The following is a 25,980-nucleotide window of genomic DNA, read 5'->3' as shown; positions in this document are numbered from 1 at the left end:
GCCCGCCATGGTCCGTCGTCGCGGCCCGAGAGGCCCGGTCGGGGGTGTTGTGATCCCGCCCATGCCGGTCGCGGCGCCTCCCGTGGCCCCGGTCAGGGCCGGGGTCCTCGTCCGCCGAGCAGGGCTTTGCCCAGTGGTAGCAGTGAGAGTGCCATCATGACGGCGCCCCAGGTCGGTTCGCTGCCGCGCAGCACGATGCCCCCGACGAGCAGCCCGGCGAACACGACGGCCGCCGTGACCCGTCCCTGGGCCCGTTCGGAGCGGCGGATCTCGCGGAGCGCGTCCGGCGTCTGCACGCTCAACTGGCCCCGTTCGATCATCGTGAGCACACGGTCGATGCGTCGCGGCAACCCGACGACGAGCGAGGCCAGTGACTTCGACTCATCGAGCACCACACCCAGTTGCGAGCCGGGCGTGCCCTCCACGAGACTCCGGGCGTAGGGCTCCACCGAGTCCCACAGGTTGTACTGCGGGTGGAGCTCGACGCACAGCCCGTTCATGAGTGAGGCCGCGCGGATGAGCAGCAGGAAGTTCTCGGGCAGCTGGAACGGCATCGATGCCATGAGTTCGCGGAACTGCATGCCGAAGGCCACGAACTCCTTCGGGTCGACGGTGCGCATGTCGGCCAGGCTCATGCCGCCGAAGCGGTCGAAGAGCTGGCTTACCGCGCGCTCGACAAGCGCCAGATCGGCGGAGGGCAGGAGCATGCCGAGGTTCTTCATGCAGCCCAGCAGCCGGTGGCTGTCGCGCAGTCCCACCGCGACGACGACTTCCTTCAGCTCGTCGCGCAGGTTGTCGGGCACCTCGCCCATCATCCCGAAGTCGATGAAGGTGAGTCGCCAGCCCCGGCCCGCCTCGGCGGCCTGGGCGGGCGGCAGGGGAGTGATGAACAGATTGCCGGGGTGGGGGTCGGCGTGGAAGAAGCCCTGGTTGAAGACCTGCTCGATGTAGGCGTCGGCCACGGCGAAGGCGGCCTCCCTGCGGTCGATGCCGGCCGCCTCGATGGCCTCGACGTCGCTGATCTTGATGGCCGTCACGTCGGACAGGGTGAGGACGCGCCGGCTCGTCCGTTCCCACACGACGGACGGGCAGCCCACCTGGGGGCTGTCCTGGAAGGACTCGGCGAAGCGCTCGGCGTTGCCGGCCTCGTTGAGGTAGTCGAGCTCCTCGGCGGTCGTGCGGGCGAACTCCTCGACGAGTGCGGGCATGTCCGTGCGCTCGGCGATGGGCCGGTAGCGGGCGATCCAGCCGGCCGCCCTGCGCAGGGCCGCCAGGTCGACGTCGGTCACCTCCTTGATGGCGGGACGCTGGATCTTCACGACCACGTCCCGGAAGCCCACGTCGCGGGCCTCGGAGCGCGCCAGCCGCGCCCGGTGCGCCTGCCCGAGCGAGGCGGCCGCCAGCGGCTCGGCCTCGAACTCCTCGTAGGCCTCCGACAGGGGCAGGCCCAGCTCCGCCTCGGCGACCCGCCGGATCGCGTCGAGGGGCACCGGCGGCGCCTCGTCCTGGAGGCCGGAGAGCTCGTCGGTGACGGTGGCCGGCAGCACGTCGAGGCGGGTCGACATGAACTGGCCGAGCTTGATCATGAGCCCGCCGAGCTCGGCGGCCAGCGCGTGGAAGCGCACCGCAGCGGTGCGCAGGCGCTTCTCGCGGCCCCGTTCGGCCAGTCTGCGCAGCCCCAGGCGCGGCAGCACTGCGTCGAAGAACCACAGCTGCGCGGTGAGCCGCGCGAAGTAGCCCAGGATGCGCCGGTAACGGGCCCGAAGGCTTCTGCTGCCACTCATGCGACCTCCGCTGGCGCCGGCCCCCGGGCTCGGCCCTCCACTAGTCCTCGGCAAGGATGGTGTAGATCTTCCGGCGCGCCTCGTCGATCACATCGGTGACGTTGCGGGCCTGCACCGCCGTGCCGCTCGTCGCGACCTGGGCGACGGCCTGCACCAGACGGATCGTGGCCCGCGGAAGCACCATGGACTCGGGGACGTCCTGCTCGGCCGCCGTCCTCCAGGGCGCCGGCCTTCCGCTCGCCGCCTCCGCCTGGCTGCGGCCCTCCTCGGTGAGGCTGTACACCTTCTTGCCGTCCTGCTCGCTCACCTCGACGAGCCCCTCGTCGGCCAGCATCTGCAGCGTGGGGTACACCGACCCGGCGCTCGGCTTCCACACGCCGGCGCTGCGCTCGGTGATCTCCCGGATGATCTGGTAGCCGTGCATCGGCTCCTCGGACAGCAGCGCGAGCACGGCCGCCCGGACGTCGCCGCGCCCGGCGCGTCCGCCCCGCGGGGCGGCGAGACCCCTCAGCTGCTCCTCGATCGCCTCGAAGGGGGACATTCTGTCGTCGCGGCGGCCCCGGCGCCCCGGACGCCCACCCGTGGGGAATGTCGAGTACATGATGGCTCCTCTCCTCGTCCGGCTCTGGGACAGCCGGATCACGCCACCGACGATACATCGAAAGCTATCGTTGGTCGAGGGGCGGTGGCTCGCCGCACCATGGGCGCGCGGAATCAGACGTCCTCGCCGAAGACGCGGAACATCACCTTCAGACGTTCGGCGCCGGTCTCGCGCATCACCTCGAAACCGGCCGCCGCCTCGTCGAGCCCGAACTCGTGGGTGACGATGCTCTCCGGCGGGGCCGGGGCATTCGCCAGCACCCGCACCGCATCGGTCCACTCCCGGCCCGGGAACGGGCTGGAGTACGACAGCCATGACCCCCTGACGGTGAGCTCCTTGCGCAGGATTTGCTCGAAGGCGTCGACGTCCATCTCGAACGGCCGGGTCGGTTTGCCGACGTGGACGATCCGCCCGCGCCCGGCCGCCAGCCGGGGGGCCTGACGGATCGTGGCAGCAGCGCCGGCCGTCTCGATGACCAGCTCGGGGGCGGGCTCGCCCGAGAGGGCCTCTGCCACGTCCTGTTCCGCCGAGTTGATCGTCCGGCTCGCACCCATCGTGCGGGCCACGTCGAGCACCCACGGGTTGATGTCGACGACGGTGATGTCGTCGTCGACACCCCTGTCGCGCAGCGACAGCACCGTCATCAGGCCGATCACGCCGCTGCCGAGCACCACTGCGCGCATGCCGGAACCGGCGTCCGCCTGGTCCACCGCGTGCAGGGCCACGGTCAGTGGTTCGACGAGTGCCGCCGATCTCAGCGAGAGCACGCCGGCCGGCACCAGGTTCTCGGCCGGAGCGAGCACGTACTGCGCCATCGCCCCCGGCCCGCGGGAACCGATGAACGAGTGGTTCTCGCACAGCGTCGGGTTGGCGTCACGGCACTGCCCGCACCGCCCGCACGGGATGTGCGGGGCGACCGCCACGCGCGTGCCCACCGGTGTGCTGCAGCCCGGGCCGGTTGCGGCGACCGCCCCGGAGAATTCGTGGCCGAGTACCTGCGGGAAGGCGTGCACCGCGCCATCGAAGTAACGGGGCACGTCGGAGCCGCAGATGCCGCAGTAGGCCACTCGGACGAGCGCCTGCCCCGGGCCAGGAGCAGGCACCGGGGCTTCGACGGCGGTGAGACTCTCCGCGCCCGTCACGGCGATGGACGTCATGGCTGCGGTCATCGTGGTCCTCTCAGTCGTTGTTCCTCACAGGACGGCGACGGAGACCCGAGGCAGCAGCTGTTCCGCCACCTCGAGGTCCAGTTCGCCCGTTCGCAGGGTGAGCACCGCGGCGGCCGAGACGGCTGCCGTCCATCGCGCGGTCCCGGTCCAGTCGTCGCCCAGCGCCCGGCGCCAGGCCACGGCCGACGAAGCCGAGTCGCCGGCTCCTGCGGCGTTGACCGCGAGCTGCCGTGGGGCGACGGCCCGCACGATCTGGTCCTTCGTCGCGATGAGCAGGCCCTCCGCCCCGCAGGTGACGATGAACGCCGAGCAGCCCGACCGGGACAGCCGTTCCCGCAGGTCCGTCACCACGGCCTCGATGCCATGACCGGATGCGGACGCCAGGCCGAAGGCCTCGGCGTACTCGTCGTCATTGCACTTCACGACGGCATCGGTCGCCGTTGCGCGCTCGACGAGCACCTGCCCGGAGCAGTCCACGAGGGCGGGCACCCCGGCCTCGCCGGCCAGGTCGACGAGTTGCTCGTACGCCTCGGGCCCCAGGCCCCTCGGCAGGCTGCCGGAAGCGATGAAGAAGGCGGCGCCGTCGAGTGCCCGCCGCAGCGTCCTGGCGAACTCCTCGAAACCGGTGGCCGTGGTCTCGAGCGTCCCGCAGGTGATGTGGCTCATCTCACCGGTCGCCGTCTCGACCACGACGTGCGACTCACGCGTCGAGCCGCCGACTCGCACGGGGCGCACGTCGATGCCGTAGCCCTGCCCCAGGGCGATCACCCGGTCGCCGGCCGGCCCGGCCACGTTGACCACCCCGGTGGCCTCCTGCCCCATGCAGGTCAGGGCGACGGCACTGTCCATGCCCTTGCCCCCCAGGCACTCGACGACTGCTGGACCGCGCATGTCGATGCCTGGTGTCCACCGCTCGATCCGGATGATCCGGTCGATCGCGCTGTTGAGGGTGGCGGTGACGAAGCGGGCCATGACCTCACCTCCCCGCGCGCAGCTGCTCGACCAGCGGTCTGGCCAGCAGCACCATGGCGTTGGTGTTCAGCCGTTCGACCGAGTCGATGAGGGTGTCGAGATCCAGGCCGATGATGAACACGCCGTGCCCAGGAATCAGCACCGGCGCGCCGTGCTCGCCGATGCGCTCGCGGTGGCGGTCGACGAGCCTGATGATCTCGTCGGACTGTTCCTCCGAGTACGGCTCGACCTCGGGAATGATCTCAAGGGCGCCGAAGGTCTGCGTCGACTTGAGCACGGCCTCCATCGGCAGGCCGAAGGTGGCGAAGGGGAGCGTCCACGGCGAGTGCGCGTGGATGATCGCGGTGGCCTCGGAGAAATGACGGTAGGCGTGAACATGGGAGACGCCTTCGCGAGTGAAACGGGGGTTGTCGAAGATCTGCTCGTCCCACAGGGAGCCGGCCATGATGTCCTCGGGCTGCAGGTCCCAGTGCCGGCGGGCGCCGGCGTAGCGGGGGGTCGTGTAGATCGTGTCGCCCTCGCGCACCGAGATGTTGCCGCCTGCGAGGTCCGTCAGGTGCCGGTCGAACATGAGGTGGGCGATCTGGACGATCTTCTCCTGGGGTGTCATGGTCATGATGTTCTCCGTTCGGTGTTTCGGAGGTTCATTCACGGCGCCGACAGACACGGCCATGACAAGGGTGGCGCTTCTGCTGAAGGGTCCTGTGAACAAGTTCTCGGGTACGGGTCGGGTGGTTCTGCGGTGTCTGCTCGGCCAAGGGTCGAGCGGTGACCTGGGGAGATCGGATGGCCCGTCGGGGTGTTGTCCGTCCGGTCAGGGGTCGAGCACTGCCCGGGTGCGTTCTACGATGCCCGGCGTCGAATCGGAGGCCAGGAGCTCTTCGACGAAGTCGGTGTTCCGCAGGTTCTTCATCATCTGCTGAAGCACCGTCAAGTGATCGTCGGATTCGTGCAGGGCGAGCATGAGCACCAGCCGTACAGGAATCTCCTCGTCGTCGCCGCCCATCTGGCCGAACGGAACCGGGGACTTCAAGGTGGCGATGGAGATGCAGCTGGAGCGGACGTGCTCGGGGTCGGTGTGGGGGATGGCGACGCCGCCGCTGATGGGCAGCCCGGTGGGGAACCTGCTCTCACGGGCCAGCAGCCCTTCCAGGAAGGTGCTGCGTATGTAGCCGAGTCTTTCCAGCTGCGCGGCCATGGTCGTGAAGAGTTCTTCTCGGCCCGCGACCGACAGCCCGACGTGCACGAGCTCTGAGGGGATGGAAACAGTCACGATGGTGGAATCCTTCATCTCGATGTCAATGATTTTCTCCGGGTCGGGCTCGGGGAACACTGCTCCCCGAGCCCGACGATGTCCGTCAGCCGAAGATCTGGTGCAGGGTTGCGATGATGACATTCGGCAGGCTGAAGCCGAAGTAGGCATCGGTGACCATGCCGTTGACATCCACGCCCATCGTCGACATCATGGCGGTCGCCTCGGGGGCGAAGATGTTCGCCAGCCATTCGACGATGAACAGGAACAATGCACTGATCGTGACCGTGCGGAACAGATTGCCCTTGCCTGCCAGCGAGATGAGCGGAACCATGTAGACGATGTTCGTCAGCACGCCCACCGGGAAGTAGGTCATGTTCGGGATGATGAAGGCGAACACTATCGACAGCGGGATCATGAGCACGGTCGTCGTGATCGCGGCCGGATCACCGAGGGCCAAGGCGATGTCCATGCCGATGTTGAGCTCCCTGTCCTTGCCGAGATGACGCTTCATGAACTCCTGGGCGCCATCGCCGACAATGCTCAGGCCCTCCATCATGACCGAGACCATGCGCGGCAGCAGCACGAGTGCGGCGGCAATGCCGATGCCCATGGTGAGCACGCCCTGCCAGCCCCGACGTGTGAGCAGACCGAGGAAGACCCCGACGATGACACCGATGAATGCCGGATCGCCGAAGAAACCGAGTCTCGCGCCGACCTTCTCCATGGACAGGTCGATCTTGCGCAGTCCGGGGATGCGGTCGATGAGCCTGTTGAGAAGGATGCCGAATGGCCAGGCGAACGAGATGAACGACAGGGTCGAGCAGGTCGTGCCCTCCAAACCGTAGTACTCCTGCCAGTACGGGGCGATGACCTGGGCCAGCAGCAGCGTGATGACGGCCAGGACCAGCACGATACCCAGCCCGATCCACAGGTTCCCGGTCAGGGCGTAGGTCATGGAGCCCGGGATGAGGAAGTGGATGTAGTTCCAGATGTCGACGTTGAGCACGTTCGTCCACTTCAAGGCGATCATGATGATGTTGATGACCACGATGATGAGGACGGCGGGCGCCGCGAAGGGGGCCGCCCACGAGGCCGCGCCGACCGCGGCCCAGCCGACGTCGACGGTGGTGAACCCGCCGCCCTGCAGGCCGCGGTAGTACCCGATGGCCGGTTCGACGGTGGCCATGAGGGCATTGATCACCATGACCAGGCCCGAGAATCCGATCCCGATCATGAGGCCGGCGCGGACCGACTTGCCGATGCCCATGCGGAAGATGAGGCAGAGGATGCACATGACGATGGGGAGCATCACTGCCGCACCGAGGTTCATGATCCCCTGGACGACGCTGAGCATGGTTGTTCTCCTCCGTTCCGATCAGAATTCGTGCGAGCGGTTCAGGCGTCGAGGGCGGCCCGGCAGACGTCGACGACCTGCTGCGCCACCTTGTCCTCGTTGATGCCCGAGATGAGACCGAAGACCTGCACGACGGGCTTGTCGATCGTGCCGGGGTACTTCGTCGTCACCATGACGACGTCCACGCCGTTCGCCAAGGACTGGATCTGCGAGACGGTGCCCTTGGTGATCCTGGCCGGGATCCCCGCCTCGGCGAGGATCCTTTTCACCTTCTCCTGGGCGACGGTGCTCGTGGCGATGCCGCTGCCGCAGGCGATGAGGATCCTGATCTCCTTGCTCATTGCTTCACTCCTTCTCGGGGTTGGGTTGCAGGACGACCTTGAGGGCCTCGCCGGAGCGGGCCAGGTCGATCGCCTCGTCGATGCTGCCCAGCGGGAGGACATGGGTGATGAACTTCTCGGCGGGGAACACCGGGTCGATGGCGAGTTCGAAGGCGCGCTGCACCTGCATGCTGTTCGCGCCGTAGTGGCCGCGGATCAACAGGCTGTTGTAGTGCACGGCGTTCGAGTCGATCTCGGTCAGCGCCCCCTCGGGGACCCCGCCGAAGAAGACGACTGCGCCGCAGGGCCGGGTCATGGCCAGCGCCTGCTGCTGTCCGGCCGTCGTCGGATTGGCCGAGATCGCCTTGTCGGCGCCCAGGCCGCCGGTGAGGCGCTTGACCTCCTCGACGGGGTCGACCGTGTCCGAGTCGATGCGGTGGTCGATGTCGAAGGCCAAGGACCTGTCCAGACGCTCCTGGGCCACGTCGATGAGGATGATCTTCGAGGCGCCGCGCATCCTCGACAGGACCGCCAGGAAGACGCCGATCGGGCCGGCTCCGAGGATCGCCACGGTGTCGCCGAGCCGCACGTTGATGTTCTCGACGCACGCGTAGGTGCTCGACAGCGGCTCGGCCAGGCTCGCGCGCACCGGGTCGACGCCCTCGGGCAGGGTGAAGGTGGCGCCGCGCTCCACCCGTTTGGCCGTGTAGGCGATGTACTGGGCGAAACCGCCGGGACGTGTGGTGTACGACTCGACGTCGGTGCAGTGCTCGTGGTGGCCGGCACGGCAGTAGTCGCACCTCAGGCAGTGCGCCTCGGGATAGACGTAAATGCGCTGGCCGGGCTCGTACGCGGTGACCCCTGACGACACCTCGGCCACCGTGCCCACGACCTCGTGCCCGTAGATGTGCGGGTAGTCCCCCCTGCGGGAGTCGGTCGTCAGGTTCCTGATGTCGGAGCCGCACAGGCCGACCGCGTCGACCCTGAGGACGAAGCCCCCGCCAGGACACTGCGGCCTCGGCACCTGCTCGAACCGGATGTCGCCGGGGCCGTGCATGACGGCCGCGTCCATCACGTCACTCATCGATGAGCTCCTCCTTGTCCTGCGGCGCTCGCCCGGTGGTGAGTCGCCGCGCTGAGGGCCGGTCTCCGGTGGCCGGTCCGAGTTTCCCCGGGACGAGTTCAGTCTTGCGTGCACCCCGAGCCGGGGGCACTTGACTTCTGCCGCATGTGTTGCAACGACCCTTTGCCTGACCCGTGGCAAGCCGCCCTGCCCAGCTGGACGGCAGGAACCAGGTGCCGGATCCGCCGGGTGCGCTGTTATGGTGCTGGCACCTGGAGGTGTCAGAGATGATTCTTTTCTCCGAGCGTCAGTCTCTTCTCATCGAATTGCTCAGCGAGCTCGACCACGTCATCACGGGCCGTGAACTGGCTGATCTGCTGGGAGTCAGTCCCCGGACCCTGCGCTACGACATCTCGAGGATCAACGGCATGGCCAAGGCGGATGTCATCGAGGCGTCCCCGAAGGGGTACCTGCTGAACCGCCCCATCTACAACGACCTGGTCGCCAGGAATTCCTTGCTGGGTACGGAACTCGGGCACCAGGAACGCATTCTGCTGTATTTCTTCAATTCCCCGGTCACCGATGTCTACGACATCATGCGCGACTGTTATCTCAGTGAGTCGGTCACCAGGGCCGCGCTCCAGCGCCTGGTCCCCAGGGCGGCGGAGTACGGGCTCCTGCTGAAGACCGCCGGGGCCCGCGTCGAGCTCATCGGCGACGAGCTCGACCTGCGGCGGCTGCTCGGCGAGCTCGTCCACAACGCGATGGACGTCGCCGTCGGCCGCGCCGAGAAGATGAGCCGCTACCTGCCCGACGTCGATCTGGGCGTCGTCGCGCGGGAACTGCGCGCAGCCGTCGAGGAGTCCGGGGCCGACATCAATGACATCCGGCTCTCGAACACCGTCGTCGGCCTGGCGATCTGCCTGCAACGCTTCGACCACCCGCCGGCCGGTTCGCAGCTCCCGCACGCCAGCGGCCCCGGGGCGGACGAGCTGACCGAGCGGCTGCTCGCCGGGCTCGAGAAGGCCTATCCGGACAGGATCTTCGCCCCGTCCGACCGCGAGTACGTGCGTGCCCTCCTCGGTCTTGCCCTCAACCATGGGACGGCCACGCCGGGCGGGGGGCCGAGCACGGACGAGAGCGGCACGACCGAGGCCGTCCGGGCCTGTCTCGACGAGACCATCAACCACTTCAACCTCGACGCCGACTACGGGAGACTGTCCCGGAGCATCCACGACCACGTACTGCGCCTGGTGGCCCGGCCCCGCAAGCCGCCCTACTTCCGCAACAACCTGCAGGAATCACTGCGGGCCCGTTCGCCCTTCCTGTACGACGTGGCCGTCTACCTGGCCGACAGGCTCTCGAAGGCGCTGTCCATCAGCTTCTCCGACGACGAGATCGGCCTGCTCGTCATCTACCTGGGACTGCACGCCGCACAGCCGACGACCAACGAGCGCGCCGTCTCGGCCGTCGTGGTCTGCCCGCGGTACCACGCGCTCCAGGACCGGCTGCTGGCCGAGCTCGTCGAACGGTTCCCCGACCGGCTGCGGATCGTCGACGTCGTGGCGAGCAACCGGGAGGCCGACGACATCGCCTGCGACATGGTCATCACCGCGACCGACGAGGCGCCCGGCGCGCACCCGAGCGTGCGGATCAGCGCCGTGCTGTCGGATCTGGACTGCACCGCCATCGACGCCGCGATCCTGCGCGAGTTCTCCGCGAAGATGAGAGCACGCATGGCGGCGATCATCTCGAAATTCCTCGACCCCGACCTGTTCTTCGCCGGCCAGTCCTTCCCGGACGCGGAGAGCACGATCCACTTCCTCTCCGGCGCCCTGCACGACAAGGGATGTGTCCCCGACGAGTTCGAGGACAGCGTCCTGCTGCGCGAATCCTACTCCCCGACGGCCTTCGCCCGCAGATTCGCGCTGCCGCACTCCATGGATTTCATGGCGTACGAGACGAAGGTCGCCGTGCTCATCCCGTCCTCACCCATTCCATGGGAGACGGCCGAGGTCAGCCTCGTCTTCATGCTCGCCATCAACGGCGCGGACTACGACGAGTTCATCCAGTTCTACCAGCCGCTCATCAGCCTCCTCTACGATCCGCGGCTCTTCTCCGAATTGAAACGGGTCGCCGACTTCGAGGCATTCACAAAATTGCTGGGCAACCAACTCGTTGCCCCCGACAGGGATCAGCTGGGCTGATCCGAGGAAGGGAGGACCATGATTCTCGGGGAAGAACGTCGCGCCGTCGTACGGACCTGCCGTCAGATGCAGCGGCTCGGCCTGGTCGTCGGGACCGCGGGGAACGTCTCGGTCCGGGTGGGCGACCGGGTCGTCATCTCCCCGTCGGCGATCGACTACCAGGACCTGACGCTCGAGATGGTCGGCGTGCACGACATGGCAGGCGCCGCCGTCGACGCCGAGCTCGAACCGTCGAGCGAGCTGCCCCTGCACCTGGCCGTCTACAAGGGCACCGGCGCCACGGCCATCACCCACAACCATGCGCCGGCCTCCACGGCGCTCGGCCTGGTCGTCGACGAGGTGCCCTGCTCGCACTACTACTCGGGCATGTTCGGCGGACCGATCCGCGTCGCGCCGTACGCCCGCTTCGGCACCGACGAGCTCGCCGGCAACGTCTGCGCCGCCCTGCAGGGACGCCTCGGCGCGCTCATGTCGAACCACGGGGCCGTCACGATCGGCCCGAGCCTGCGGAAGGCCTTCTCGCTGCTGCCCTACCTGGAGTACGTCTGCGAGATCCAGCTGCGCGCCATGAGCACCGGGCTGCCGGTCAAGACGCTGGACGAGGGCCGGATGGCCCACGTCCTCAACGGGCTGAAGACCTATGTGCCGACGCGAATTCGATGAGCTGGAGCCGGGCGCTCCGGCGTTGCGCATGCGGAGGCCGGAGGGGCCGCGGCGCCGTCCTCGGCGCGGCTACTGGGTGAGGGGCTGGTCGGGGTCCGTCGTGAGCTCCCCGGCGATGTTGCGGCCCATCGCCTCGACGAGTCCGGCGCCGCTGAGCCCCTGGCACAGCAGGAAGACGAGCTTGGCGTAGAGCGCCTCCAGGGTCATGTCGTGGGCCCCGATGGCGCCGGACTGCGCCAGCGCGTAGCCGGCCTCGTAGTGGCCGAGCAGCACCTCGGCCTGGACGCACTGGGAGGCGACGGCGATCGGGACGCCGGAGGCGATGGTGCGGGCGAGCAGATCGGTGAGCCCGGGCTCCTCGCTGGGCACGTTGCCGGTGCCGAAGGCGCGCAGCACGACCGCCTCGGGCGGCGGGTCGAGCGCCGCGGCCAGGCGCGCCGCGGTGACGCCCGGCACGAGGTCGAGCACGAGGACGTCGTGACGGCGGTACGGCGCGGGATCGGGCCAGCCGGTGGCGCCTTCCGCGGGCGGCGTCCACTGCCACGGGGCCCCGGTGAGCGCCAGCGCCGGCACGGCCGGGGAGTCGAAGCCCTGGTAGGACCACGACGAGGTCTTCGTCACGCGGGCCCCCGCCAGCAGCTTGTGGCCGAAGAACACCGCCACCCCGCCGACCTTGCCGCTCGTGGCGGCGCGCAGCGCCCCGGTCACGTTCGGCGCCGCGTCGGTGCCGACGACGCCCAGCGGGTACTGGGCGCCGGTCATCACGACCGGCTTGCCGAAGCCGGTGAGCGCGTACGAGAGGGCGGCCGAGGTGTAGGCCATCGTGTCGGTGCCGTGCAGGACGACGAAGGCGTCCGCCGAGTCGTGGTGGGCCCACAGGTCCTCGACGATCGCCCGCCAGTCGTCCGGCGTCGCATTGGACGAGTCGATGAGGTGCTCGAAGCTCGTCATCTCGACCGTGCCGGCCATCTCGGTGCCGTCCAGGAGGCGGTCCAGCCAGCCGGCCAGGTCGGCGCCCGGCGCGAGGCCCTGCGGGGTCTCGACCATGCCGAGCGTGCCGCCGGTGTACAGGATGTGCGTGCGCATCTCAACCCTCCTCGTCCCCGTCGGCGATCATGCTCTCGAGCAGGTCGGCCCTGATGCTGCCGCGCACGGCGAACCAGCCGCCGATCATGGCGACGACCACGACGGCGAACAGCGCGAGCGTCCAGCGTCCGGAGGCCGAGGTCAGGTTCGAGGCGACGACGACGATGAAGAAGGCCAACGACAGGTAGTTCGTGAACGGCGCGCCGGGCATGCGGTAAACCGGGCGCTGCTCCTTCCCGGCCCTCACCCTCCGCAGGAAGCTCAGGTGCGTCACGAGGATCATGGCCCAGGTCCCGGCGATGCCGATGCCGGCTAGGTTCATGACGATCTCGAAGGCGTCCTCGGCGAGGAAGGCGTTGAGGGCCACGCCGAACAGACCGAGCGTCGAGGTGATGATGATGCCGCCGTAGGGCACGTGGTGGCGGTTGAGGCGGGCCGCGAAGCCCGGGGCCTCGCCCGCCACGGCCATCGAGCGCAGCGTGCGGCCGGTCGAGTACAGGCCGGCGTTGAGCGAGCTCAGGGCCGCGGTGAGCACGACGACCTGGATGATGTCCCCGGCGTGCGGGATGCCGATGCCGGAGAAGAAGGTGACGAACGGCGACTCGTTGGACGAGTACGCGGTGTAGGGCAGCACGAGGGCCATGAGGATGACCGAGCCGACGTAGAAGACGAAGATGCGCAGGATCATCGAGTTGATCGCCTTGGGCAGGACCCTGCTGGCCTCGGCCGCCTCGCCGGCCGCGACGCCCACCATCTCGGTGCCGCCGAAGGCGAAGATGACGCCCAGCGTCAGCGCGAAGACCGGGGCGATGCCCAGCGGGAAGAAGCCCCCGCCGTCGGTGATGTTGTGGAAGCCGGCGGTCGTGTCGGCGACCGGGGCGCCGACGATGATCGCCCAGATGGCGATGAGCATGAAGGCGACGATCGCCGCGACCTTGATGAGGGCGAACCAGAACTCCGCCTCGCCGAACATGCGCACGCTGAGCATGTTGAGCACGAAGACGATCGCCAGCGCGACGAGCGCCAGCACCCACTGCGGGACCGGCCGGAACAGCGACCAGTAGTGCAGGTAGAGCGCGACGGCCGTGATGTCGGCCATGACGGTGACGGCCCAGTCCAGGAAGAAGAACCAGCCGGTGACGTAGGCGCCCCTCTCGCCCAGGAACTCGCGGGCGTACGAGACGAACGCGCCCGAGGAGGGGCGGCGGATGGCCAGCTCGCCGAGCGCCCTGACCATGAGGAAGGCGAAGACGCCGCAGATCGCGTAGGCGATCGCCAGGCCCGGGCCGCCCTGGGCGAGGCGGCCGCCGGCGCCCAGGAACAGGCCGGTGCCGATCGACCCTCCGATGGCGATCATCTGCAGATGGCGGTTCTTCAGGGCCTTGTCGTACCCGGCATCGCCCTTGTCGGCCAGCCTCCCGGGGCTCTCGGCTGTGGTGGCGTCGTCCACGGTGCGTCCTCTCCGCGCTGAGGGGCCGCGGCGGGCCCGCGATCCCCGTTGAGGGGCCAGTATTGCACCGGGGCCCGGCGCCCGCGCCTCAGCCCATCCCCGACCCGAGCAGGTGCAGCGCGGCGACGAGCCATTCCGCAGCGCCCCGGCCGGGTCGGTCATGAGGGCGCGCGGCGGCGGCGAAGGGCGGTGACGGGCGCACGCGCACGTACGAGGCGGCAAGCCCCGGGCGCACGCGGCGGCGGAACGGCCCCGCCGGTGCAGACGATGCGACATGGGGCTCCCCGCCGCACGACTGGATCGCACGTCGTGCATCTGCCCGATGCGCATCCCGTGTCTGCGCATCTTTTGTCGAGGGGCGTTCCCTCAGCCGCGCGACCGGCTCACCTCGTACAGCGCGATCGCCGCCGCGACCGAGGCGTTGAGGCTCTCGACCAAGTCGGTGACAGGCACCGCCACGAGCACGTCGCAGTGCTCCCGGGCGAGTCGCGACAGGCCCTGGCCCTCAGAGCCGACGACGAGGGCCAGCGGGCCGTCCGCGCCCGGCACGCCGGCCACGTCGGTGTCGCCCTCGCCGGCCAGGCCCGCCACGGTGAAGCCCGCGTCGGCCATCTGCCCGAGGGCCCGGTTGAGGTTCTTCACCCGGGCGACCGGGATGCGCGCGGCGGTGCCGGCCGAGGACTTCCAGCTCGCCGCGGTCATCGCGGCGCTGCGACGCTCGGGGATGACGACCGCGTCGGCGCCGAAGGCGGCGGCCGAGCGGATGATCGCACCGAGGTTGTGCGGGTCGGTGATGCCGTCGCAGGCCACGAGCAGGCCGTGGTCGTCGTCGCGGCCGAGCGCCGCGGCCATGACCTCCGCCAGGTCGGCGTACTCGAACTCCGGCAGCTGGACGGCCACGCCCTGGTGGGCGACCCCGCCGGTGAGCCGGTCGAGCTCGGTGCGCGGCACCTGGAGGAGCGTGAGCGAGTGCCCGGCGGCGAACGCGAAGATCTCGCGCAGCCTGTCGTCGCGCTCGGAGCCCTCGGCCACGAAGGCGCGGCGCACCGGCAGCCCGGCCCGCAGCGCCTCGAGCACGGGGTTGCGGCCGACGACCCAGTCGGGGCCGGCGCCGCGTCCGGAACCGGCCCCGACTCCGGGGCCGCTCGCCCCTGCCCGCCTCCGGGGCCGGGCGACGTCACGGGCGAGCCTCTCCTGCTTGGCCCTGCGGGCCTTGTGCCAGACGCGGTCCTCCGCCTTGGGCGTGGGCCCGCGGCCGGCCAGCCTGCGGCGGCCCTTGCCGCCGGATCCCTTGGTCGTCGCCATCAGCGGTTCACGCTCCACCGCGGCCCGTCGGGCGTGTCCTCGATGCGCACGCCGACCCCGGCGAGCGCATCGCGGATCCGGTCGGCCGATGCGTAGTCCTTGCGGGCGCGGGCCTCGGCCCGCTGCTCCAGCACGAGCCGGACGAGCCCGTCCAGCACGGCCGGGTCGGCGCCGCCCGTCCCGGCCCACTCCGGGTCGTGCGGGTCGAGGCCGAGGACGTGGAGCATGGCGCGCACCCGGCGGAGCGCCTCCTCGGCCGCCCCCCGGTCCCCGGCGTCGAGGGCCCTGTTGCCCGCGGTGATCGTCTCGTGGAGGACGGCGAAGGCGCCCGGCGTGCCGAGGTCGTCGTCCATGGCCTCGACGAAGGCCGTGGGCAGGTCGTCGACGGCGAACGCGACGGGTCCCGCGGCGCCGGCGCGCGCGCAGAAGGCGTCGATGCGCTCGAGCTGGGCGGCGGCCTCGGCCAGCGATCCCTCGGAGTACTCGATGGTGGAGCGGTAGTGCGGCTGGGCCAGGTAGAGGCGCACGGCGCGCGGCGGGAAGCGCGTGGTGACCTCGGTGACGATCGTGCCGTTGCCGAGCGACTTGCTCATCTTCTCGCCGGCCATCGTGACGAAGGCGTTGTGCATCCAGTAGCGGGCGAAGCCGTAGCCGGCGGCCCGGGACTGGGCCTGCTCGTTCTCATGGTGCGGGAAGCGCAGGTCGAGGCCGCCGCCGTGGATGTCGAAGCTCTCGCCGAGGTACTTCAGGCTCATCGCGGAGCACTCGAGGTGCCAGCCGGGCCGGCCGGGGCCCCACGGGCTGGGCCAGCCGGCGGTGGCCGGCTCCCCGGGCTTGGCGCCCTTCCACAGGGCGAAGTCGCGGCGGTCGTGCTTGCCGCGCCCGTCGGACGACTCGTCGGAGGACATGTCCTCGGGGCGCTGGTGCGACAGGGAGCCGTACTCGGGCCAGCTGCGCACGTCGAAGTAGACGTCGCCGGAGCCGTCGTCGGCCGGGTAGGCGTGGCCCCGGTCGATGAGGCGCCGGGTGAGCTCGATCATCTCGGTGATGTGGCCGGTGGCCCGGGGCTCGTAGCTGGGCGGGATGCAGCCGAGCGCGGAGTAGGCGCGGTGCAGCTCGAGCTCGACGGCGTAGGCCAGCTCGTACCACTCGAGGCCCGCCTCGGCGGCCCGGGCCCAGATCTTCTCGTTGATGTCGGTGATGTTGGCGACGACCCTCACCTCGTAGCCGCTCGCCGTGAACCAACGGCGCAGGACGTCGAAGACGACCTCCTTGCGGATGTGCCCCAGGTGCGGTGAGCTCTGCACGGTGAGGCCGCAGTGGTAGATCGACACCCTGCCCTCCACGAGCGGGGTGAAGGGTACGACGGCGCCGGTGGATTCGTCATAGACGTGGAAGGACACGCCGGCAGTCTACCGAGCGCCCGGGCTCCCCACGAGAGCCCCGGGCGGGGCGGGTCAGCCGTGCGTGCCGCTTTCGGCGGGGGCGGCGCCGTCGGGCAGGAGCACCTCGTAGGAGTGGCGGATGTGCTTCTCGACGAGCTCGGACGCCAGGTTCGCGTCGTGCACCCGGACGGCCTCGAGGATCGCGCGGTGCTCCGCCACGAGCCCGGAGCGCACCTCGTCCCAGTCGTCCAGGCGCTCCTCGGCGCGGCGGATCGGCGCCGACAGCGTGTGCCGGATGGCCGCCGAGAGCATCGACAGCATGTGGTTGCCGCTCGCCTCGATGACGGCGATGTGGAAGGAGGTGTCGAGCTCGTTGAACGAGTCGGGGTCGGTGCGGCGCTCCATCCGCTCCACGAGCAGCCCGGCGCGGCGCAGCGCCGCGTTCGGCCCGTGGTGGGCGGCCGCGACGGTCGCCGCCTTCTCGACGACGATGCGCGTCTCGGTGAGGTCCTCGACCGAGGTGATGTCCAGCGCCAGCTGGAGGCGCAACATCCGGCCGAGCGCGTCGCCAGGGGTTGCGCGGATCCGGGTGCCGTTGCCCGGGCCCGTGCCCGAGACGACGATGCCCTGGGCCTGCAGGACGCGGATGGCCTCGCGGACGGCGCCGCGGCCGACCGACAGCCGCGCGGCGAGCTCCCGCTCGGGGGGCAGCTGCGTGCCGGCCACGTAGTTGCCGGCGAGGATCTCGGACTCGATGTGGTGCAGCGCCACGTCGAAGCCCGACATGCCCTTGGCCTGCATGATGGCGCAGTCGTGGCAGCGCTCGGGCCGGTCCAGCCCGACCCCCGCGTCGCGTGTCCTGGGCATGGGCCCATTGTGGCCGACGTGTCAAGACCGCGGACGGTGCCGCAGAGGCCTCCCCGGACGGCGCCGGGCCGCGGCGGTCCCGGAGTCCTTCCTTGTCGGAAAAGGTTTCTTGACCCCGATAATTGGTAGGACCTATTGTCGTCCCAGAATGGTGGCCGTCTCGCCGGAGAGGCATTCATCACTCATCGTCCAAAGAACATCGAACGGGGGGTTCTCGTGGTACTGCTCGAAGCGTTCACGCCCAGCACCAACCCACTTGGCCACCAGTGGGCTTCCGCCCTCGTGGCTCTCATTCCGATCGCCTGCATGCTCATCACCCTCGGCGCACTGCGCTGGAAGGCGCACTGGGCCGGCCTCGCCTCATGGGCGCTGGCCCTCGTCGTGGCCATCACCGCGTACCACATGCCCGTCACCATGGCCGTCTCGTCCAGCGTCGAGGGCTTCCTGTACGGCCTCTTCCCGATCGGCTGGATCCTGCTGGCCGCCATCTGGATGTACCAGGTCACCGTCATCTCGGGTCGCTTCGACGACCTGCGGCGTACCTTCTTCCTCATCTCCGACGACCCGCGCGTCCTGGGCATCCTCATCGCCTTCTGCTTCGGCGGTCTCCTCGAGGCCCTCGCCGGCTTCGGCGCCCCCGTCGCCATCGCGGCGGCCATGCTCATCGCCGTGGGCTTCGGCAAGCTGCGCGCCGCGGTCACCGCGCTCGTCGCCAACACCGTCCCCGTCGCCTTCGGCGCCGTGGGCCTGCCCGTCCTCATGGCCGCCCGCACCGGCGGCCTCGAGGTCTCCCAGGTCGCCCCGGTGACCGCCCGCATCTGCGCCATCCTCTGCCTCGTCGTGCCCTTCCTCATGCTCGGCATCATGGACGGCAGGCAGGGCATCAAGCAGTGCTGGCCCTTCGGCCTGTTCGTCGGCTTCATCTTCGGCGCCGTCAAGTGGATCGTCGCCGGCACCGGCCTGTACAACCTCACCGAGATCTTCGCCGCCGTCATCTCCGTCGGCCTGGCCATGGTCTTCCTGCGCTTCTGGAAGCCCAGGGGCGGAGCCGAGGCCGCGGAGCGCATCGGCATCCCGATGGACCCCTCCCTCGAGACCGGGCCCGCCGGCAGGACCGAGGAGGGCGGCGACAAGCTCACCGCCGGCCGCATCGTCATGGCCCTCGTGCCCTACATCCTCGTCATCGTCATCTTCGGCATCGCCGCCGTCCCCTCGGTCCAGGCGCTGCTCAAGAAGGCCGACGTCAAGATGGCCTGGCCGGGTCTGGGCGAGCTGCTGAGCACCACCGGGAAGGCGAGCGCCCACCAGAGCTACACGTGGCCGTGGCTGAGCACGCCGGGCTTCCTGCTGCTCATCGTCGCCCTCCTCGTGGGCATCATCTACAGGGTCTCCATCCGGGACCTGTTCGGCGAGCTGCTCGTCAACCTCAAGAAGATGAAGTTCTCGCTCATCACCATCGGCTTGGTCGTCGCCCTCGCCTACGTCATGGGCGACTCCGGCCAGACGATGGCCCTCGGCCTGTTCATCGCCGGCGCCGGCGCCGTCTACCCGTTCCTCGCCCCGATCCTCGGCTGGATCGGCACCTACGTGACCGGCTCGGACACCTCGGCGAACATCCTGTTCTCCGGCCTGCAGTCGGGCATCGGTGAGCAGATCGGCGATCCCGCCAACCTCGAGGCCATGCGCTCCCTGCTCGTCGGCTCCGGTGCCGCCGGCGGTGTCGTCGGCAAGATGATCTCGCCCCAGTCCCTGACCGTCGCGGCCACCGCCATCGGCCTGGCCGGCGGCGAGTCCACGATTCTCCGCAAGGTGTTCAAGTACTCGATCGTCCTCATCGTGTTCATGTGCATCATCGCCGGCCTCATGTCGACCCCGGTCCTCGGCTGGCTGCTCCCCTGAAACCGATTCCTCGCCCATCATCGTCAACGGAGGTTCTTCCATGACCACCACCACCTCGCCCGGCACCCGGGCCGGTGCACCGGGTCTTCCCGGCGCCGGTCTGGACGTCGCGGTGTTCATCACGTGCATCAACGACATCCTGTTCCCGCAGACCGGCATCGCCATGACGAAGCTGCTGGAGCGGTTGGGCTGCAGGGTCCACTTCCCCAGGGAGCAGACCTGCTGCGCGCAGATCACCACGAACACCGGCTACTTCACGGAGTCGATGGACATGGTGGAGTCGTACGTGAAGGCCTTCAGCGACTACGACTACGTCGTCGCCCCGTCGGGCTCCTGCATCGCCGCCGTGCGCGACCAGCACCCCATGCTGGCCGAGCACGCCGGCGACCAGGGCCTGATGCGCGACGTCGAGCACACGAGCAGCATCTCGCTGGACATCAGCGAGTTCCTCGTCGACGTGCTCGGCGTCACCGACGTGGGCGCCTACTTCCCGCACCTGGTCACCCTCCACCCGAGCTGCCACGGCATGCGCCTGCTCAAGCTGGGCGACCGCCCCTACCGCCTGCTCGAGAACGTGCGGGGCATGACGACCGTCGACCTGCCCGCCGCGGAGCAGTGCTGCGGCTTCGGCGGCACCTTCTGCGTGAAGAACCCCGACATGAGCTCCACGATGGCGGCCGACAAGGCCCGTCACATCCGCGAGACCGGCGCCGAGTACGTCGTGGGCTGGGACAACTCCTGCCTGCTCAACATCGGCGGCGTCCTCTCCCGGCAGAACGCCGGCGTCAAGACCATCCACCTCGTCGAGGTCCTGGCCAACACAGAGGAGGACTGAGTGCCATGACCACCGAACTGCGTCGCATCACCGAGGGCAACTACGGCGTCGCCCGCCTGACTCCCGCCCCTGAGCACGGCGGCACCTTCCTGGGCCAGCCGAAGTTCACCAAGGCCGTCAAGAAGGAGCTCAAGCTCGTCGTCCAGCGCAAGAACATGCGCAACGCCACGACGACCATCCGCAACAAGCGCGCCCTGCGCGTGTCCGAGACCCCCGACTGGGAGGACATCCGCGAGGCCGCCTACGAGGTGAAGAACCGCGTCGGCCGTCACCTCGACCACTACCTGGAGGAGGCCGAGAAGTCCCTCACCGCGCACGGCGTCCAGGTGCACTGGGCCCGCGACGCCGACGAGGCCAACCGCATCGTCGGCGACATCGCCAAGGCCAAGGGCGTCGAGGAGGTCGTGAAGATCAAGTCGATCACCACCCAGGAGACCGACCTGAACGAGTACCTCGAGGAGCAGGGCATCGCGGCCTGGGAGACCGACCTGGCCGAGCTCATCGTCCAGCTCGGCCACGACCGCCCCAGCCACATCGTCGTACCGGGCATCCACCGCAATCGCGCCGAGGTCCGCGAGATCTTCCTGCGCGAGATGAAGAACTACGGCCGCCCGTGCCCCGAGGATGTCACGTCCAATCCGCCCGAGCTGGCCAACGCGGCCCGCCTGCACCTGCGCGAGAAGTTCCTGCGCGCCAGGGTCGCCGTCTCGGGCGCCAACTTCGTCCTCGCCGACACCGGCTCGCTCGTCATCGTCGAGTCCGAGGGCAACGGCCGCATGTGCCTGACCCTGCCCGACACGCTCATCTCCCTCGTCGGCATCGAGAAGGTCCTGCCGAGCTACGACGACCTCGAGATCTTCCTCAAGCTGCTGCCGCGCTCGGCCACCGGTGAGCGCATGAACCCGTACAACTCCGTGTGGAGCGGCGTCACCCCGAACGACGGTCCGCAGGAGCAGCACGTGATCTTCATGGACAACGGCCGCACGAACGTGCTGGCCGACCCCGTCGGCCGCGAGGTGCTGCGCTGCATCCGCTGCGCGTCGTGCATCAACGTCTGCCCGGTCTACGAGCGCGCCGGCGGTCATGCCTACGGCTCGGTCTACCCCGGCCCGATCGGTATCACGCTGACCCCGCAGCTGCGCGGCATCGACGACCCGGTCGACCGGACCATGCCCTACGCGTGCTCGCTGTGCGGGGCGTGCAACGAGGTCTGCCCGGTCAAGATCCCCTTCACCGACATCATCGTCCACCTGCGCAACCGGGTCGCCGACGCGGAGCGCAAGGAGCTCTCGAAGGACGTCGATGTCAACGGCGAGAAGGTCATCATGAAGGCGGCCGCCTGGGTGCTCGGCGACTACAAGCACTGGGAGACGGTCATGTACGCCTCCCGCTCCGCCAGCCGCATCCTCGGCCCGCACAAGATCGGCCCGTTGCCGGTGCCGGTCGCCAACCGCTGGCTCGACTACCGCAACATCGACCACATCCCAAGCCAGACGTTCCGCGACTGGTGGAAGGCCAACCGCGGAGAGGAGAAGTGACCATGGACGCCAAGCAGGAGATCCTCGCTCGCATCCGTCGGGCCACGGTGGACATCACCGAGAGGGACCCGGTCAAGGACCAGCCCGTCAACTGGACCTACGGCCTGGGCATCGAGATGGACGATGTCGTCGGCACCTTCGAGCAGAAGGTCATCGACTACTCGGCCACCGTCGTGCGCGCCAAGCCGGCCGCGGTGCCCGAGGCCGTCGTGACCGGCCTGAGGGCCACCGGCGCCAAGGAGTCGGTCGTCGTCCCGTCCGGGCTGGAGAAGTCCTGGCAGGACGCGATGACGGCGGCGGGCTTCGAGGTCCGCGTCGACGACCCGCAGCTGACGCACGGGACTCTCGACGGCACCGACGCGGTCGTCACCGCCGCGGCGTCCGGCATCGCCGACACCGGCACGATCGTGCTCGACCACACCGCCGACCAGGGCCGCCGCGCCCTGTCCCTGGTACCCGACCGCCACGTCTGCGTGATCAGGGCCTCGCAGGTGGTCTCCGACGTCCCCGAGTCGGTGCAGGACCTGCGCCCCTCGGTGGAAGCCGGCCACCCGCTGACCTTCATCTCCGGCGGCTCGGCCACCAGCGACATCGAGCTGTCCCGCGTGGACGGCGTCCACGGCCCCCGCACCCTCTACGTGGTGCTGGTCGAGGACCAGGGCTGAGTCCCACCCGCCGACCGATCGACGCAGGCCGGGACCGCCCCGAGGGGCGGGCCCGGCCTGCGTCTCGTCCGGGGCCGCCGTCCGACGTGCGGGCCCGGCGGCGCCCGCCGGGCCCGGCCCGGTTAGGGTGGTTGCCCGTCACCGCGGGCGGCGCGCCGTCCGCCCAGGAGCACGCCAGGAGGACCCATGGCCGAGACGCGCAAGCACAACCCGCGCACCAGCAGCATCGGCGAGCGGGTCCGCGAGGCCATCGGCGGGGTGCCGCGCGTGAGCCCGCCGGAGCCCGTCGACACCGATGCCGCCGGCGACGACCCCTACGTCACCGCGCCCGAGCCCGCGGTCGACGAGGCGCCGCTCGTCGGGGCGGCGGCCGACCCGCTGGGCGGCTACACGCTGCTGGCCGGCGACCAGCCGGGTCTCATCGCCGTCAGCGCCGACCAGCTCACCCGGATGAGGACGGTCATTCGCAGCGTCGGGGACCGGGACGCGGAGGATGAGCTCTGGGACGACGAGGACGACGGGCCCGGCGCCGAGGACATCGAGCCCTGAGCCTCGCCCGGTCGGGCCCACGGATTCCGCTGTTCGTGTCCGGGCCGGGCACTGCTGCGGCGTGAGGGGCGAGCGGCGCAAGGGCTGTGCGCGGCCACCGGGCCGTGCTCGACGTCGGAGAAGCCGGAACGCCCCACCGGAACAGCGTCATGCGGTACCGGCCCGCGAACATCGGACCGACCACGCGTCGCACGACATGCCGCGCCCACCCGGCCCGCCGATCAACGAACAGGTGCCCCCGAGCAATCGGCCCGGGGCGCCCTGCCCTGCCGCGCGGTTGGAGGAACCGGCATGTCAGCCCTTCTCGCGCAGCGCGTCGATGTCGAGGACGCCGTCCGGGCCGGCGTCGGCCTGCGCGGCGGCGTCCTCCCACGGATCGTGGGCGGGCCCCTCGTCCTCGTCGTCCTCATCGGCGTAGCCCATCGAGGGGTCGTAGGGATTGGCGAGCCGTCGCCCCCCTCCCTCGACCTGCACCATCGCGTCGCCGCTCATCGCCTCGTCCGGCAGCGTCCTCAGGACGTCGTTGATGTAGCCGGCGGTGGCCTCCAGCAGCGGCACCTCCCGGTTCTCGTGCTGGGACATGTACCAGCGGTAGTCGAGGACCTCGTGGTAGAGCTGGGCGGGGTCGCGCTTGCCCTGGAGCTCGGCCGGGACCGCGTTGACGACGGGCTCGAAGCACTCGGTGAGCCACTGGTGGGCGACGACCGCCTCGTCGACCTCCTGGAGCTGCCGACGGGCGCGGAAGGTGTCCAGGTCGTTGAGCAGCCGCCGGGCCTGGTTCTCCTCGGTGTCGAGGCCGGTCAGGCGCATGAGGCGCCGCGAGTGGTGGCCCGCGTCGACGACCTTCGGCTGCATCGAGACCGTCCGCCCGTCGGGACTCGTCTGGATGTCGAGCTCGGCCACGTCGAAGCCGAGGGCGTTGAGGCGCCGCACCCGCGACTCGATGCGATGCAGCTCGGAGCCTGAGAACTCCTCGAGGCCGGTCAGCTCGTTCCACAGCTCGTGGTAGCGCGACTCGATCGTCTCGACGAGGCCGAGCGGGTCGAGGGACTCGTCCAGCAGCCCGCCGGCCTCCAAGTCGCAGAAGTCGCCGAAGATGTTGACCCGGGCGATCTCGAGGTCGTGGGCGCGCTGGCCGTCGGTGAGCCGGTCGTGCAGCTCGCCGGTCTCGGCGTCGACGAGGTAGGCCGCGAAGGCGCCGGCGTCGCGGCGGAAGAGGATGTTCGACAGCGAGACGTCGCCCCACATGAAGCCCAGCAGGTGGAGCCGGACCAGCAGGACGACCATGGCGTCGAGCAGGCGCAGGACGGTGTCGTGGCGCACGCCCGGGCTGAACAGCGAGCGGTAGGGCAGCGCGAAGTCGAGGTGCCGGGTGATGAGCACCGAGTCGAGCGGCTCGCCGTCGGCCCCGACGCGCCCGCTCACCACGGCCACGGCCTCGACCGAGGGGGTGCCCAGGCGCATGAGGTCGTGCAGCAGCCGGTACTCGTGGATCGCCAGGTGCTCGGCGACCTCCTTGGCCGCGTAGACCTGGTCGTCCACGGTGACGAAGCGCACGACGTGGCGCGAGATGCCCCGCGGCAACGCGACGAGGTGCTCGATCGGCCACTGCGCCAGCGGCGTGTCCCAGGGCAGGGGGATGAGCCGGGCATCCGGCTTCGCTGACAGGAATCGTGGCACGGGACAAGTGTGCCACCGGCGCCTGAGGAACGGGGTCAGGCCCGGGCGGCGCGCTCGAGGGCCGCCGCCAGGTCGGCCCTCAGGTCGGCGATCGGCTCGATGCCCACCGACAGGCGGAGCAGGGAGTCGGTGATGCCGGCCGCGGCGCGCGCCTGCGGCGTCATGCCGGCATGGGTCATCGTCGCCGGGTGGGCCAGCAGTGACTCGGTGCCGCCCAGGGACTCGGCCAGGTCGATGGCCCGCAGGTCGCTCGAGAAGGCCTTGACCGCGTCGAGCCCGCCGGCCAGCTCGAAGCTGAGCAGCGCGCCGAAGCCGCGCTGCTGGCGGGCCGCCAGCGCGTGACCGGGGTGCCCGGGCAGGCCCGGGTAGTGGACGCGGGCGACGGCGTCGCTGTCCGCCAGCTGCTCGACGACGGCGGCCGTGTTCTCCTCATGGACGCGCACCCGGGCGTCGATCGTGCGCAGCCCGCGCAGCGTCAGCCAGGAGTCCCAGGCGCCGCCGGTCAGACCGAGGGCATTGGCCCAGTGCTGCACCTGCTCGCCGAGCCCGGCCGTGCCGGAGACGACCACGCCGCCCACCACGTCGGAGTGGCCGTTGATGAACTTCGTGGTGGAGTGCAGTACGACGTCGGCGCCCAGGTCGAGGGGGTTCGACAGGACCGGCGAGCAGAAGGTGTTGTCCGCCACGAGCAGCGCGCCCCGGGCGTGGGCCAACTCAGCGGTGGCGGCGATGTCGGTGATGCGCATGAGCGGGTTCGAGGGCGTCTCGACGAGGACCAGCTCGGCCGGGCGGGACAGCGCCGCGCGGGCCCGCCCGAGGTCGGACATGTCGATGAAGTCGACCTCGATGCGCTCGCGCGCCGCGAGGTGGTCGAGCAGCCGCCAGGTGCCGCCGTAGCAGTCGGCCGGGGCCACGACGCGCCCGTGCGGGCCGACGAGGGCCTCGACGGTCGCGGTGATCGCGCTCATGCCCGAGCCGGTGACGGTGGCGTCGGCGCCGTGCTCGAGGTCGGCGAGCGTGCGCGCCAGCAGGGCGCGCGTCGGATTCGCCGAGCGGGAGTAGTCGAAGGCCGGCTTGTCCTCGCCGATCCCGGCGAAGCGGTAGTTGGTGCTCGGGTACAGGGCGGGGGTCACCGAACCGTACTGGGAGTCGGTGTCGAAGCCCGCGCGCACGGCGCGGGCCAGCGGGGACAGCTGTCCGTCCTGGCTCATGTGCGGTGCCTCCTCATCGTCCTGCCGGCGCGCCCCGGCGCCGGTTCCGACGGTAGCCCCTCGTCCGCCCGGCCGGGGCCCGGTCCACGGGCGGGACGGCGCTTCCGGTTCGGGCCCCGCGG

The 25,980-nt window shown here is 70.1% G+C and carries 23 protein-coding genes; 7 read left to right on the top strand and 16 right to left on the bottom strand.

Annotated features, from left to right (window positions below):
• Window positions 1-92: 92 nt before the first annotated feature.
• The 9 genes from EGX94_RS04530 to EGX94_RS04490 form a co-directional block, all read right to left on the bottom strand.
• Window positions 93-1,784, bottom strand: a complete 1,692-nt coding sequence (locus EGX94_RS04530) for an ABC1 kinase family protein (protein WP_021796683.1) — start codon at window positions 1,782-1,784, stop codon at window positions 93-95.
• Window positions 1,785-1,824: 40 nt separating this feature from the next.
• Window positions 1,825-2,385, bottom strand: a complete 561-nt coding sequence (locus tag EGX94_RS04525; protein ID WP_021796699.1) for a PadR family transcriptional regulator — start codon at window positions 2,383-2,385, stop codon at window positions 1,825-1,827.
• 113 nt (window positions 2,386-2,498) lie between these two features.
• Window positions 2,499-3,554, bottom strand: a complete 1,056-nt coding sequence (locus EGX94_RS04520) for a galactitol-1-phosphate 5-dehydrogenase (RefSeq protein WP_021796684.1) — start codon at window positions 3,552-3,554, stop codon at window positions 2,499-2,501.
• Window positions 3,555-3,578: 24 nt separating this feature from the next.
• Window positions 3,579-4,526, bottom strand: coding sequence for a 1-phosphofructokinase family hexose kinase (locus tag EGX94_RS04515; protein WP_021796687.1), 948 nt, complete (start codon window positions 4,524-4,526; stop codon window positions 3,579-3,581).
• A gap of 4 nt (window positions 4,527-4,530) precedes the next feature.
• Window positions 4,531-5,142, bottom strand: a complete 612-nt coding sequence (locus tag EGX94_RS04510; RefSeq protein WP_021796694.1) for a class II aldolase/adducin family protein — start codon at window positions 5,140-5,142, stop codon at window positions 4,531-4,533.
• A 198-nt stretch (window positions 5,143-5,340) separates the two neighbouring features.
• Window positions 5,341-5,859, bottom strand: coding sequence for a PTS sugar transporter subunit IIA (locus EGX94_RS04505; RefSeq protein ID WP_021796681.1), 519 nt, complete (start codon window positions 5,857-5,859; stop codon window positions 5,341-5,343).
• Between the two features lie 25 nt (window positions 5,860-5,884).
• The gene (locus tag EGX94_RS04500) at window positions 5,885-7,135 is read right to left on the bottom strand and encodes a PTS transporter subunit IIC (protein ID WP_021796697.1); all 1,251 of its coding nucleotides are present in this window, start codon (window positions 7,133-7,135) and stop codon (window positions 5,885-5,887) included.
• Between the two features lie 41 nt (window positions 7,136-7,176).
• Window positions 7,177-7,476 carry a PTS sugar transporter subunit IIB gene (locus EGX94_RS04495; protein ID WP_021796692.1) on the bottom strand — a complete coding sequence of 100 codons (300 nt, stop codon included), beginning with the start codon at window positions 7,474-7,476 and terminating at the stop codon, window positions 7,177-7,179.
• Between the two features lie 4 nt (window positions 7,477-7,480).
• Entirely contained in the window at window positions 7,481-8,539 is a 1,059-nt protein-coding gene (locus EGX94_RS04490) for an alcohol dehydrogenase catalytic domain-containing protein (protein ID WP_081707306.1), read from the bottom strand.
• A gap of 266 nt (window positions 8,540-8,805) precedes the next feature.
• On the opposite strand from EGX94_RS04490, the gene EGX94_RS04485 reads away from it, so the two are divergent.
• Both EGX94_RS04485 and EGX94_RS04480 read left to right on the top strand, forming a co-directional pair.
• Window positions 8,806-10,725 carry a BglG family transcription antiterminator gene (locus tag EGX94_RS04485; RefSeq protein ID WP_043120479.1) on the top strand — a complete coding sequence of 640 codons (1,920 nt, stop codon included), beginning with the start codon at window positions 8,806-8,808 and terminating at the stop codon, window positions 10,723-10,725.
• A gap of 18 nt (window positions 10,726-10,743) precedes the next feature.
• Window positions 10,744-11,388, top strand: coding sequence for a class II aldolase/adducin family protein (locus tag EGX94_RS04480; RefSeq protein WP_021796702.1), 645 nt, complete (start codon window positions 10,744-10,746; stop codon window positions 11,386-11,388).
• A gap of 69 nt (window positions 11,389-11,457) precedes the next feature.
• Here EGX94_RS04480 and EGX94_RS04475 read toward each other — a convergent pair whose 3' ends face one another.
• The 5 genes from EGX94_RS04475 to EGX94_RS04455 all read right to left on the bottom strand — a co-directional run bounded on the left by EGX94_RS04475 (window position 11,458) and on the right by EGX94_RS04455 (window position 17,379).
• Window positions 11,458-12,474: an asparaginase gene (locus EGX94_RS04475; RefSeq protein ID WP_021796696.1), complete on the bottom strand. Its 1,017-nt coding sequence runs from the start codon at window positions 12,472-12,474 to the stop codon at window positions 11,458-11,460.
• Between the two features lies 1 nt (window position 12,475).
• Window positions 12,476-13,924, bottom strand: coding sequence for an amino acid permease (locus EGX94_RS04470; protein WP_021796698.1), 1,449 nt, complete (start codon window positions 13,922-13,924; stop codon window positions 12,476-12,478).
• 366 nt (window positions 13,925-14,290) lie between these two features.
• A complete protein-coding gene (gene rlmB / locus EGX94_RS04465; protein ID WP_123825945.1) occupies window positions 14,291-15,229 on the bottom strand; it encodes a 23S rRNA (guanosine(2251)-2'-O)-methyltransferase RlmB in 939 nt (312 codons plus the stop codon).
• Entirely contained in the window at window positions 15,229-16,632 is a 1,404-nt protein-coding gene (cysS, locus tag EGX94_RS04460; protein WP_123825943.1) for a cysteine--tRNA ligase, read from the bottom strand. Before cysS ends, rlmB begins: the two co-directional genes overlap by 1 nt.
• Window positions 16,633-16,686: 54 nt before the next feature.
• Window positions 16,687-17,379: a FadR/GntR family transcriptional regulator gene (locus EGX94_RS04455; RefSeq protein ID WP_051383793.1), complete on the bottom strand. Its 693-nt coding sequence runs from the start codon at window positions 17,377-17,379 to the stop codon at window positions 16,687-16,689.
• A gap of 318 nt (window positions 17,380-17,697) precedes the next feature.
• Here EGX94_RS04455 and EGX94_RS04450 point away from each other — a divergent pair, with 318 nt between their 5' ends.
• The 5 genes from EGX94_RS04450 (at window position 17,698) to EGX94_RS04430 (ending at window position 22,967) form a co-directional block, all read left to right on the top strand.
• Window positions 17,698-19,380, top strand: coding sequence for an L-lactate permease (locus EGX94_RS04450; protein ID WP_043121693.1), 1,683 nt, complete (start codon window positions 17,698-17,700; stop codon window positions 19,378-19,380).
• A gap of 40 nt (window positions 19,381-19,420) precedes the next feature.
• Complete coding sequence (locus tag EGX94_RS04445) at window positions 19,421-20,215, top strand: (Fe-S)-binding protein (RefSeq protein ID WP_021797623.1); 795 nt, start codon at window positions 19,421-19,423, stop codon at window positions 20,213-20,215.
• Between the two features lie 5 nt (window positions 20,216-20,220).
• Window positions 20,221-21,753 carry a LutB/LldF family L-lactate oxidation iron-sulfur protein gene (locus EGX94_RS04440; protein WP_021797618.1) on the top strand — a complete coding sequence of 511 codons (1,533 nt, stop codon included), beginning with the start codon at window positions 20,221-20,223 and terminating at the stop codon, window positions 21,751-21,753.
• A 2-nt stretch (window positions 21,754-21,755) separates the two neighbouring features.
• The gene (locus tag EGX94_RS04435) at window positions 21,756-22,418 is read left to right on the top strand and encodes a LutC/YkgG family protein (RefSeq protein WP_021797622.1); all 663 of its coding nucleotides are present in this window, start codon (window positions 21,756-21,758) and stop codon (window positions 22,416-22,418) included.
• Window positions 22,419-22,604: 186 nt separating this feature from the next.
• Window positions 22,605-22,967 carry a hypothetical protein gene (locus EGX94_RS04430; protein WP_021797610.1) on the top strand — a complete coding sequence of 121 codons (363 nt, stop codon included), beginning with the start codon at window positions 22,605-22,607 and terminating at the stop codon, window positions 22,965-22,967.
• Window positions 22,968-23,261: 294 nt separating this feature from the next.
• On the opposite strand, the gene EGX94_RS04425 is transcribed toward EGX94_RS04430, so the two are convergent.
• Window positions 23,262-24,647, bottom strand: coding sequence for a DUF4032 domain-containing protein (locus tag EGX94_RS04425; RefSeq protein ID WP_021797597.1), 1,386 nt, complete (start codon window positions 24,645-24,647; stop codon window positions 23,262-23,264).
• 35 nt (window positions 24,648-24,682) lie between these two features.
• Window positions 24,683-25,858 (bottom strand): cystathionine gamma-synthase, encoded by a 1,176-nt coding sequence (metB, locus tag EGX94_RS04420; protein WP_021797616.1) that lies wholly within the window; start codon window positions 25,856-25,858, stop codon window positions 24,683-24,685.
• Window positions 25,859-25,980: the final 122 nt, after the last annotated feature.

The organism is Propionibacterium acidifaciens (assembly GCF_003798325.1).
GTDB classification, from domain to species: Bacteria; Actinomycetota; Actinomycetes; order Propionibacteriales; family Propionibacteriaceae; genus Propionibacterium; species Propionibacterium acidifaciens.
The sequence above is the reverse complement of the archived record's forward strand: the minus strand, read 5'-3'. Positions and strand labels throughout refer to the sequence as shown.